Origin of the sequence: Streptomyces sp. NPDC046881, from assembly GCF_040645015.1 — a bacterium.
In the GTDB taxonomy this organism is placed as follows: Bacteria; Actinomycetota; Actinomycetes; order Streptomycetales; family Streptomycetaceae; genus Streptomyces.
Genome location: NZ_JBEYXJ010000106.1, coordinates 18,686 through 28,681, shown reverse-complemented (window position 1 = coordinate 28,681; position 9,996 = coordinate 18,686). Strand labels below are relative to the sequence as shown.

The 9,996-nt window shown below is 70.8% G+C and carries 12 protein-coding genes; 5 read left to right on the top strand and 7 right to left on the bottom strand.

The window, feature by feature from the left end; all coding sequences use genetic code 11:
• Positions 1-206 precede the first annotated feature (206 nt).
• Positions 207-725, top strand: a complete 519-nt coding sequence (locus ABZ923_RS33640) for a hypothetical protein (protein WP_361479544.1) — start codon at positions 207-209, stop codon at positions 723-725.
• A gap of 342 nt (positions 726-1,067) precedes the next feature.
• On the opposite strand, the gene ABZ923_RS33635 is transcribed toward ABZ923_RS33640, so the two are convergent.
• Positions 1,068-1,976 carry a LysR family transcriptional regulator gene (locus ABZ923_RS33635; RefSeq protein ID WP_361479541.1) on the bottom strand — a complete coding sequence of 303 codons (909 nt, stop codon included), beginning with the start codon at positions 1,974-1,976 and terminating at the stop codon, positions 1,068-1,070.
• Between the two features lie 262 nt (positions 1,977-2,238).
• On the opposite strand from ABZ923_RS33635, the gene ABZ923_RS33630 reads away from it, so the two are divergent.
• Both ABZ923_RS33630 and ABZ923_RS33625 read left to right on the top strand, forming a co-directional pair.
• Positions 2,239-3,342, top strand: coding sequence for a M20/M25/M40 family metallo-hydrolase (locus ABZ923_RS33630; protein ID WP_361479550.1), 1,104 nt, complete (start codon positions 2,239-2,241; stop codon positions 3,340-3,342).
• Entirely contained in the window at positions 3,339-3,962 is a 624-nt protein-coding gene (locus ABZ923_RS33625) for a hypothetical protein (protein WP_361479538.1), read from the top strand. Before ABZ923_RS33630 ends, ABZ923_RS33625 begins: the two co-directional genes overlap by 4 nt.
• A 508-nt stretch (positions 3,963-4,470) precedes the next feature.
• Here the strand turns inward: ABZ923_RS33625 and ABZ923_RS33620 are convergent.
• Positions 4,471-4,686 carry a hypothetical protein gene (locus tag ABZ923_RS33620; protein ID WP_361479535.1) on the bottom strand — a complete coding sequence of 72 codons (216 nt, stop codon included), beginning with the start codon at positions 4,684-4,686 and terminating at the stop codon, positions 4,471-4,473.
• 139 nt (positions 4,687-4,825) lie between these two features.
• On the opposite strand from ABZ923_RS33620, the gene ABZ923_RS33615 reads away from it, so the two are divergent.
• Positions 4,826-5,536 carry a hypothetical protein gene (locus ABZ923_RS33615; RefSeq protein ID WP_361479532.1) on the top strand — a complete coding sequence of 237 codons (711 nt, stop codon included), beginning with the start codon at positions 4,826-4,828 and terminating at the stop codon, positions 5,534-5,536.
• Here the strand turns inward: ABZ923_RS33615 and ABZ923_RS33610 are convergent.
• The 4 genes from ABZ923_RS33610 to ABZ923_RS33595 all read right to left on the bottom strand — a co-directional run bounded on the left by ABZ923_RS33610 (position 5,469) and on the right by ABZ923_RS33595 (position 8,087).
• The gene (locus ABZ923_RS33610) at positions 5,469-5,849 is read right to left on the bottom strand and encodes a hypothetical protein (RefSeq protein ID WP_361479530.1); all 381 of its coding nucleotides are present in this window, start codon (positions 5,847-5,849) and stop codon (positions 5,469-5,471) included. The genes ABZ923_RS33615 and ABZ923_RS33610 overlap by 68 nt on opposite strands.
• A complete protein-coding gene (locus tag ABZ923_RS33605) occupies positions 5,846-6,103 on the bottom strand; it encodes a hypothetical protein (RefSeq protein ID WP_361479527.1) in 258 nt (85 codons plus the stop codon). Before ABZ923_RS33605 ends, ABZ923_RS33610 begins: the two co-directional genes overlap by 4 nt.
• A gap of 278 nt (positions 6,104-6,381) precedes the next feature.
• Positions 6,382-6,882 carry a hypothetical protein gene (locus tag ABZ923_RS33600; RefSeq protein WP_361479524.1) on the bottom strand — a complete coding sequence of 167 codons (501 nt, stop codon included), beginning with the start codon at positions 6,880-6,882 and terminating at the stop codon, positions 6,382-6,384.
• A 770-nt stretch (positions 6,883-7,652) separates the two neighbouring features.
• Positions 7,653-8,087: a hypothetical protein gene (locus ABZ923_RS33595; protein ID WP_361479521.1), complete on the bottom strand. Its 435-nt coding sequence runs from the start codon at positions 8,085-8,087 to the stop codon at positions 7,653-7,655.
• 313 nt (positions 8,088-8,400) lie between these two features.
• On the opposite strand from ABZ923_RS33595, the gene ABZ923_RS33590 reads away from it, so the two are divergent.
• Positions 8,401-8,715: a hypothetical protein gene (locus tag ABZ923_RS33590; RefSeq protein WP_361479518.1), complete on the top strand. Its 315-nt coding sequence runs from the start codon at positions 8,401-8,403 to the stop codon at positions 8,713-8,715.
• Between the two features lie 116 nt (positions 8,716-8,831).
• Here ABZ923_RS33590 and ABZ923_RS33585 read toward each other — a convergent pair whose 3' ends face one another.
• The gene (locus ABZ923_RS33585; protein ID WP_361479516.1) at positions 8,832-9,836 is read right to left on the bottom strand and encodes an SGNH/GDSL hydrolase family protein; all 1,005 of its coding nucleotides are present in this window, start codon (positions 9,834-9,836) and stop codon (positions 8,832-8,834) included.
• Positions 9,837-9,996: the final 160 nt, after the last annotated feature.

The window sequence follows — 9,996 nt, the reverse complement described above, 5'->3', positions numbered from 1 at the left end:
GGTCCCGGGCGCGGGCCGCGGCGCGGCCACCTCTGCGCGCCCCGCCCGGGCCCGGCTGGGCCCCATGAGGTGCTGTCCATCTGGCCGGACCCGCAGTAACGCCGAGAGCGCCGCTCACGGTCAGCTGTTGCTGTGCTGACGGCCGTCTCCCGACGCCATGGGCCGTTGGGGAAAGATGGCAGCGGGCGCGATCACGGAGGGGCGACGTGCGGCTGACGATCGACACCGAGACGGACACCTACGAGCAGGCTCTCGCCGTGGTCCAGGCCGCCTATGGGATGCGCCCCGTCACCCCGGACGAATGGTCCGAGGCCCCGGATCCCCGGCCCGGTCCGCAGGATCTGGCCGACGACGACCTCGCCGACGGCTGGACGGGCCGGTTGCTGTTCCAGCTGATCGCGGCGCTGATGCCGGGGGCCCGGGCGGTGCTGCGGCGGATCACCGAGCTGGGCGGCACGGCCTCGTACGACGACGTCCAGGAGCACTTCGCCCACCACCTGACGCATCCGATCCCCATCTCACGGATCGGCGGGAGCCTGACCAGTGTCAAGGCGGTTCAGGGCCGGGTCGGCCCGGACGGCGCTGGCCCACTTCTCCAGCGGGACGAACGAGCACGGCGCTACCGCATCGACGACGAACTCGTGGCCGGCCTCCAGCGGGCCTTCGCCCTCGCGGACGTCCGTCCCGACCTGCTGCGAAGCACGCCAGTCGCCAAAGCACCATGATGGCCGCCATCTGTTGACCGAGCATTCGGAGTAGTACGGCGCAGTGCATCCGGGCAGTCAGCCCTTGCGTCTTCACTTCCGACGGACGCGAGGGAGACGACGGCATGGCGGGCAGCGACCGACGGCGGGCGCCGCCGGGGCGGCCTCGACCGGCCTTGTTACTGGTGAGCTCTCGTATTCAACTGTCGCCGATTCCTCCGGAGGTCCAGCCGGTCGGTGACCGTATGTGGTCGCAGGGGGCGGGCGCCAGTGATGAGATGCACGTGAAGCGGGCCCGCCAAGTGGTGGGCCCGCCGTCGGAGCGTCGTCAGTGGCGGGTCTCCCACCACAGGATGAGCAGGGTCACTGCGCCACTGCCGAACTTGTATGCCGCGCCCCGTCGCGCAGCAGGTCCCGCAGTTTCAGTGCCGCTGGCAGTGGGGTGGCGGGCAGGGCCGCGTGGAGGGTGCGGCGCAGGGCGGGGTCGTCGAGGCGGCACAGGACGACTTCGTCGGGGACGGCCCAGGCGGCCAGGGAGGGGACCAGTGCCACGCCGAGTCCGGCGGCGACGTAGCCGAATTTTCCGGTCCACTCCGCGATCCGGATGATCTTCTTGGGGGTGAAGCCGGCCCGGGCGCAGGCGTCGGCGAGCATCGTCGGACGGTCGCCGTAGGCGCTCTGCACCCAGGGCTCGTCGCGTAGTTCGCGCAGGCCGACCGTCTCGGCTCCGGCCAGGCGGTGCTCGCGCGGGAGGGCGACGAGCAGTTCGTCCTCGCATAGTTCGGTCGTGGTGACACCATCGGCCGACGGCAGCCCGGACGGGTAGTCGCTGACGACGGCGAGGTCCAGTGCCCCGTCCGTGAGGCGCCGCATCAGCGTGTCGGTCGGGCCCTCGATCGCGACGATCTCGACGTCCGGCCTGGCCTCCTGGAGGGCGCGCAGGGCGGTGGGCAGCAGCTGGATGTTGGCGGTGGCGAACGCACCCACGTGCAGCAGCCCGCCGTGGCCCGCGTGCAGTACGGCCAGTTCCCGCTGCGCCCGCGCCAGCCGGTCGAGCACCTCCACGGCGTGCCGGTGCAGCGCCCGCCCGGCGGGATTGAGCCGTACGCCCCTCGGCAGCCGTTCGAGCAGGGGCCCGCCCGCCTGCTGTTCCAGCGTGGCGATCCGCCGGGACACCGCGGACTGCGTGTAGTTGAGCCGGATGGCGGCACGGGTGAACGACCCGGTTTCGGCCACTGTCACGAGCAGCCGCAGGGCATCGATCTCGTACATGTTCCTCCCGCCGTCAGGTCCCTCGTTTCGCCATCGGCCATCTTGCCCGAACACATTCTTGTGGCGCATAGATCCCATGCAATCCAGTCGCTGGTGTCATGCCTTGCCCGGTCCTAACGTCGTTCACGCGGCGGCGCGCCGGAAGGGAGTGCGTCGCTGCCCCAATCGCCCGTGAGATGCGAGGAGGAAGTGTGTTGTTGCGACGGGGAGTTGAGCAAAGGTGGGGCCGGTGAGCCGGGGGTCCGCGCTCGCCCTGCCGGCGATGCTGGCCGGTCTGGAGGAGCTCGTCACTTGTGAGTCCTTCTCGGCCGACCACGCCTCGGTGACGCGCAGCGCCGAGGTGGTCGGCGCCCTCGGCGCGAGGCTGCTGGGGACCGAGCCGGAGACGATCGTCATCGACGGGGTGACCCATCTGCGGTGGGCCTTCGGCACCCCGCGGGTGCTGCTGTTGGGGCACCACGACACGGTCTGGCCCATCGGTTCGCTTCGGACACATCCCTGGTCGGTGGCCGGCGGGATCGCCCGGGGCCCCGGGGTCCTGGACATGAAGGCCGGCCTGGTGCAGATGTTCCACGCGCTGGCCTCGCTGCCCTCCTTGGACGGGGTGTGCGTGCTGGTCACCGGGGACGAGGAAGTCGGCTCGCCAACCTCCCGGAAGCTGATCGAGGAGGCGGCGCGGGCGTGCGCGGCCGCCCTCGTGCTGGAGGCGGCCGCGGACGAGAAGGGCGCGCTCAAGACCGCCCGCAAGGGCACCTCGCGGTACGAGGTCGTGGTGCACGGCCACGCCGCGCACGCGGGTCAGGAACCGCACCGAGGGGTCAACGCCGCCATCGAGGCCGCCCACCAGGTGCTGGCCGTCGCCGGCATCGGGGCCGCGACAGGCGCCGTCGGGGCAGCCCATCCCGTCCTGGGCGTCTCCACCGTCACACCCACCCTGCTGTCGGCCGGCAGCACGCGCAACACGGTGCCCGCACGGGCGCGGGTGGCGGTGGACGTACGCGTTCCGACCGTGGACGCGCAGGAACGGATCGACGAGCTCATGCACGCACTCACGGCCCGCACACCGGGCGCCCGGCTGGAGATCCTGGGCGGCGCGCAGCGGCCGCCCATGGAACCGGAGTCCTCCGCCGACCTGTTCGCCCTCGCCTCCCGCATCGCCGCGGACCTGGGCCAGGAGCCCTTGCGGGCGGCCGCCGTCGGCGGCGCCTCGGACGGCAACTACACCGCGGCGACGGGCTGTCCGACGCTGGACGGCCTGGGCGCGGTGGGCGACGGCGCCCACGCGGACACCGAGTACGTCCAGATCGACCGCGTGATCCCCCGCACCCTCCTGCTCGCCCACCTCATCAGCAGGGCCCAGCGATGAGCCGGCCCGCGCGTCATCTCCCACGCGTCCGCGCCCTGTTCCTCACCGCGTTCACCGCCTCAGTGCTGGCCGCCTGCTCGAGCGGCCCGCAGACCACACCGGCCGACGAGCCGACACCGGCGCAGACACCGACGCCCGCGCTGACACCGGCGAATCCCGCCACGCCGACCACCCACTCGGCACTGACCGCCGACCCCTCGTACATCGCCAACAACGTCATCTACTGGTGGGACTCAGGAGGCAAGGGCAAGCTCGTCAACTTGATCAGCACTGCCGTCGACGTCCAGGACCTCCAGACCAGCAACGACTGGGCCTACGACTTCGGACCGTTCTTCAACACCCTCGACCGGGTCCGCGAATACGGCCCCATCCCCGACGTCAAGACCCAGGCCACCTGGTCAGCCGCCCTCAAGCATCTCCAAGACGGCGCAGGCGACATTCTCAACGCGACCCGCCTGGACGGCACGCAGAGCCAGAGCCCCAGCGAGGCCGCGCAGGAGACCCAGGGCTGGAAAGAGTTCGACGAAGGCATCAAGTATCTCAAGGCAACCCAGACGCGACTCCACCGCACCTTCGGGCTCACTTTGCCGAACGACCCCTGGAAGGAGGACCTGCCGTGAAACGCCGCATCCAGCAGATCACCGACAGATGCCCTGCCCCTGGGGCAGGGCAGACTCTGGTTGACCTTTCACAAGATCGAGATCGCGCGGAATGGTTCCGCGCCGCCGGCGTTCCTGGCTCTGGGGCAAAAGCCCGCTCTGGCAGCGGCTCTGCTGAGCCAGGCGGCAAAGAACGGCATTCACCGCTGAGCCGCCGTAACGGCTACGGACACGGCGGCGCCGACGCTTGCTGCACCGGCGCGGCGAGCACGGTCGGCGCCTTCGGATCGGCCGCCGTGGCGGGGCCGGCCTTCATGGGGGCGGGCGCCAGGACGTGGAGCGTGCGGACATTCGCGTCCTGCACCTTCTCGTTGGCGGCCGCGACCAGCTTCGGCGCGCTCCAGCGCAGCTTCGTGCCATACGCGGGGGCGCCCGGGGCGACGTCCAGGCAGCCGGTGTCCGCGTCGAACGCAACGGCCTGGACGTGACCGGCGAGTTCCGGCGCGGCCGCGGCGAGGATGTCGTCGAACTACGCGAGGACGCCGCCGCCCGCGGCCGGGGTCACCATGCCGCGCTCGGTCATCATCATGCTGATCGCGCTGCCGAGCCCGAGAGGTTCACGGCCGTCCCGGCGTACGACCGTGCCGCTGCGCCGCTTCCAGTCGGCCCCGTTTTCTTTCGCCGCCTCCCGGGCGGCGGCCAGGGCCTGGCGCGCCAGGTCGATGCCGCTCAGCTCGGCGCTCATGCGATCACCGCCCCGGCCGTGTCGGCGTTCAGCGGGCGGACGGCGAGCTCGGGCAGCCGGACCGTCCACGGCGCGGCCGCGGCCTGCTCGGTGCGCGTGGCCTGCTGCTCGCGCAGTTGCTCAGTCGCACCGCGAGCAGGTGCTCGGCCGTGCGCTCCCGGGCGGCCGCCAGCACCGCGTCGAAGGCGACATTCTCTGGCCCCACGGCGACATGGACCGCGCGGCCGCCGCCTACGCCGCCGCCCGCGACCAGGCCGAGCAGCACGGCGTCGCCGGGGAACGCGCCACCAGCCAAGCCCAGCGCGCCCTCGTGGTGGCCTTCACCGACCCCGACACCGCCGACGACGAACTCCACCTCGCCGAGCAGCTCCTCACCGGCCTCGACCTGCGGGCCACCAGCCTCACCGTGCGGATCGCCGGGCTCGTCCGCGACGCCGGCACTCTGCGCGGCCTCGAAGCCGCCCGCGACCTGCGCGCCGAGAGCCACGACGCCGGCATCACCGCGACCGAAGCCGGCCTGGAGCTGGCGCTCGCCTTCCACCACGCCGTCCTCGGCGAGCACGACAAAGTCCGTGCCGTCATCGACCGGCTACGCGAACTCGCCCGAACCGGCGACTACGCCTATTACGCCGACCTCGCCCACTACATGGGCGGCCTCCCCCTGCCCGGCCCCTCCTCCGCGCAGTGGCTCGACGGGGCCGAAGCCGTCCGGAGCCGCTGGCAGTGCCTCGTCCAGACCCGCCGAACCCACCTTCGCGTCAACGGGCGATCCGGCTTCGGCGTCAAGGCGTCAGGTCGAGGACGCGGACCGGCTCGCCGATCCACCGGTCGGGTGCGATGGTGGCGATGATCGCCCCATCGGGGCGGTCCGGAGTCGGCTGGGCCGCGTACTGGCAGTGCGCCACCGCCCAGGTGTCGTGCCGGGCCACGGCCAAGGCGGCCGGAAGGTCCAGGTCGAGCACCGTGATACCCGGCAGCGCGGCCAGGTGCTGCGCCGTGCCCGGCCGGACCCGGTCAGCTTCGAGGAGCGCGCACGTGGGGGCGTACAGGTACCAGCCGGCCTGGGCGTGAGCGCGATGGATGAGGCGAGAGGCGAGAACGTTGCCCTGGCCGGCCGCGGCCATCGCGGTCTCGTCCAGGACGATGTGCATGGCGTCGCTCACCGGGCGGCCGCCTGGGCCAGGCGGCGGTCCAACTCGCTGTCGAGGTCCTGTTCCTCAGCTGAGGTCGGCGCGTAGCCGTTCCACTCCCTCAACGCGGCCCGGGCCTGCTCGGCCCGCGCGGCACGCTCGTCCGGGGTGAGCAGGGTTTCGGCGAGCCGGGCCAGATAGGCGCGCAGCGACATGCCCTCCGCCGCAGCTATGGCCGCAAGCCGGTCGCGGGCTTCCTCGGGAATGCGGACATTGGCGTCAGGCATCATCGGGCTCCCATCCACACAAACAGGGTATGGGTACGTACCCGTACCCATACTAGGGCGGCATCGAATTCAGTCAGGAGCCTGTTGCGTGGCTGGAGCCAGTGCAATGCTGCCACCAGCGGTGATCCCCGGTCCTGTGGCCGCCGCCCTGGCTCACCCAGGTCACCCTGGCGCGGGCCGCGCCGTCCCTCCCGCCCTCCCCACGGGAGGGCCGACGGCTGCGCAGACCAGTAAGGCGAGGGGCTTCGGTACCTGCACCCGCCGGGTCCGCCCGGTGATCACTGAGGCAGACCGGCTTCGGTTGCACGGCTGAGGACGTCCCCACACGTACGACAGGGGAACAGCGGGTGTTCGGCGAGAACGATCAACGAGTGACGTACTTCTCTGCTCAGCTGGAAGAGCCGGCGGCTGGCCTGCCCGCCTTCATAGGCGGACAGGCGGAAGAGCTGGACGGCCTGTTCGTCGCGGACGTCGGCGAAGCTGTCCGGGAGCCCAGCGAGCAGCTCGAAGTCCCGTTTGCCGGTCGCCGCCTCAGCCACCGTCCTCACAGGCAGAGCGTCGAATTGCGCGGTCGACACCGAGGCGTCGATGGCGACGGCATGGGCGGCCAGGGCTGCGAAAACCTCTATCAGCCGCTCGCCCACCGCGGTGTCGATGCCCCAGGTCCGCAGGTTCTCGTGCCGGTCAGCCTGCCGCACTGGCTCCTGGTCCACCAGCGGCAGCAGGACACGACCCAGGTGAGCGCAGCGACGCCATAACGTGTCGGGATCCGAGGTCACAGTGGTTCCTCTCTCCGGCGAGTGGAACACCCGCGGCCGAGCGCCAACTCACCTACACAGCCTTCCAAGGCTCCCCTACGCGCAGGGCACGTACAAGACGTCACTGTGCGCTGTGCCCGAGCCGTGGGACCCGCCCGAACTCACGAGAGTCCCCACCGTGCTGGTGCGCCAGGCCACCTTCGGGTCGCCCGGGCGGTTCACACAGGTTGCTGCTGCGGTCGACGACCGCAGCGGCGGCGCACACTTGGACTGCCGCGCGGTCCCAGCCGTCATCCACAAGTTCGAGAAGTCGTTGTAGAACTCCAGGTCCACCTCGCTGGTACAAGCCGCAGGACCGCCCGAGCACGTCTTGATGCCCCCGGTGCCCGTCATCCGGGAGCCACTGTGCAGAGGCTTGGAGGCGTAGAAGTCGCACGTCGTGACACGGGCAGACTCCGAGTCCTGCGTCGCTACCGTGACCTCAGGCGGAGCCGGGTTCGGCGGCGGCACCGCCAGAGCCGTAGGAGCGCTGGTAGCGGCCAACGCCACACTCACGGCGAACACACTCGAAACGACCCTTAATCGCATAAAGCAGCCTCACCTTCGTCTACACCTCAACTGACGACCAGTCGGGCAGCCTTGTGTGGCACCAGACCATAGATGTGGAACATGGGATACAGCCGAGGTGTGTCAGCCAATGGCTCCCCACAGCCACCTCCCAGCGCCCAGCCCGCAGACCACCGCCCGCCCCGGCCCCCGGGTGCGGGGCCGCTCCCGGGGTGCTGGTCTGCTCAGGCCGTATCCCGGGTCGCCTCGATCGAGGCCGGCGCATCGTCCGCGGCGACGTCTGGCTCGGGGAACGCGCGGCGGCTCAGCTCCCGCATCGCGGCGGTCTGCCGCTCCACTGCTTGCGCGATGGCCGGGTCCACCCTCGGCGGCCGGGCGGCCTGGCGGTGCGCCTCGATGGCACGGTGGTAACCGTCCGGCGGGATCCGTCGCTGCATCGGCGCGGCGGGCACGGTCAGCGGAGCCGGGTCGGCGGTCGCCGTGGCGGGCCCGGCCTTCACGAAGGCGGGCGCCAGGACGTGCAGCGTGCGAACGTTAGTGCCGCGCACCTTCTCGTTGGCGGCCGCGACCAGCTTCGGCGCGCTCCAGCGCAGTTTTCGTGCCGTAGGCGGGGGTGTCGGGGCGACTCCCAGGCGGCCGGTGTCCGCGTCGAACGCCACGGCCTGGACGTGACCGGCGAGCTCCGGCGCGGTCGCGGCGAGGTGTCGTCGAATTCCCGGGCCGCGACCAGAGCCTGGCGCGCGAGGTCGCGGGCTTGGCGGGCCGCTCGTCTACGGCTCGACGGTGAGGCCGGCGGCGCGGGCAGGCTCCGCCCAGACGGGGGCGGAGCCTCGTCGCGCGGCCCGCGTCGGTACCATTCGGCCGATCGAGGACCGGGCGCCGCCCAGTTCGCGCAGTGCCGCATTCCGGCCAGCGGCGCCGCCATATGATCGCAGGCGATGGCCAGTCGTCTACAACCCTGGGGGGCGCCTCGTGCCGCAGCTTGTCCGTGAGCAGCATGTTGATGTCTTTGTGGGCTACCACGCGTTCGCACTGCAGGAATCCGACGACGCCTTCCTCGATCTGGATTTCCCGGACGAATTCAACTTCGGCGCCTTCCTGAGCACCCATCCCGGACGCCTGGACATCACCAGCGCCGGCCATACCCACACTGCCTCTCTCACCGTCGAGGTGTGGGACGGAGACCGCCCCGTTCAATCTGCGCGCCCAGTGGGAGAGGAGATGGAGGACGTCTTCCTGGACGACCTCGAGTTCGCGTGGGGGCCACGGATCCGCCTCAGCCGGTGAGCAGCCGGAACGAACTGCGGGGCCGGGCAGGATGATCCTGCCCGGCCCCGCTGTCGTCGGTCAGCCGAAGTCGAGCGTCGGAGGCCGTGGCTCTGGCGCCGGGTTCGGTCTGTTGGTCAGTGGTTGAGGAGGGCGATGCGGATGGCTCGTTCGACGTGGGCGGCGGTGTTGGCGTGGCCTTCGGCGTTGGGGTGGACCAGGGTGACACGCTTGCCGATGAGACCGCAGTTCAGCAGGGTGCCGGGGATCTTGGAGGGCCAGTAGTCCGCGGCGTCGCCGCAGATGCCCTCGACCCACTTGGTGTCCGCGCTCTGGCAGGCGTCGTGGCCCACGCTGGAGGAGTAGACGTCGACGTAGCGGTCGCCGAAGAACGAGGTGACCTGCTGGATCGTGCTGTTCAGCGGCTTGAGGACGTGGTCACGGAGCCAGTCGATGTCGGCGTGCTTGATCGAGCTCAGCTCGGTGAGGGACGCGCGGTTGCAGTCACTGCTCTCCTCGGGCAGGACGGCCGGATAGCCGACGGCGATCACCTTCGCGTTGGGTGCGGCCTGGTGCACCTTGGCCAGCATTTCGACGTACTCGTCCTGGACCCTGGCGAGCTTGTGCTGGATGCTCTCCTCCCCTTCGGGGGGACTGGTGTAGTACTCGCGGCAGGACTTGCCGAGCGTAGCGCCCAGTTCGAGGCACTTGAGGAGCATGCCGCCGAAGGGCAGGCTGTTGCCGCCGACGCCGATGGTGACGACATCGGTCTTGTCGTTGAGCTTCGCTCGCTGGATCTGCGGGTCGACTGCGGGCCAGCCTGCGGCAGGGGGCTGGACCGGGCTGATCGGCGTCTGCTTGGTGTTGGCGATGTCGGTGATGGTGGCGTTGCCGCAGCTGACGTTGGTCAGGTGGACGTACTTGCCCGGCGGGAACTCGTCGAGTTCCCGCTCGACCACGCCGGGGTAGGCGTCGCTGGTGCGGTCACAGCCGTCCCGCGACGCATCGCCGAGCGGGGGCAGCGGGTCCCCGACGAAGCCGCCGGCGGTGTACGAGTCACCCAGCGCGGCCCACTGGTACTCATCAGCCGCACCAGCGGGGTACGAGGGCACGAGCGCGGACACCGCCAGTGCGAGCCCCACGGCCAGTGCTCTTGGTCGCAGACGGGATACGGAGTGCCGCGTGGTGCCCTCCGGACGGGTCGGCAGGGCCGTCGATGCGAGGGCTGCCAGTCTGCCCATGGACGTCGAACGCATCCGCGATCTCCATTCACTCACCGTAGCCATCCGACTACAGAATGAA

Coding starts and splice junctions, on each gene's coding strand:
- ABZ923_RS33605 (WP_361479527.1), bottom strand. CDS start 6,103: ATGCCTGACGCCAATGTCCGCATTCCCGAGGAAGCCCGCGACCGGCTT.
- ABZ923_RS33630 (WP_361479550.1), top strand. CDS start 2,239: ATGCTGGCCGGTCTGGAGGAGCTCGTCACTTGTGAGTCCTTCTCGGCC.
- ABZ923_RS33620 (WP_361479535.1), bottom strand. CDS start 4,686: ATGAGCGCCGAGCTGAGCGGCATCGACCTGGCGCGCCAGGCCCTGGCC.
- ABZ923_RS33625 (WP_361479538.1), top strand. CDS start 3,339: ATGAGCCGGCCCGCGCGTCATCTCCCACGCGTCCGCGCCCTGTTCCTC.
- ABZ923_RS33635 (WP_361479541.1), bottom strand. CDS start 1,976: ATGTACGAGATCGATGCCCTGCGGCTGCTCGTGACAGTGGCCGAAACC.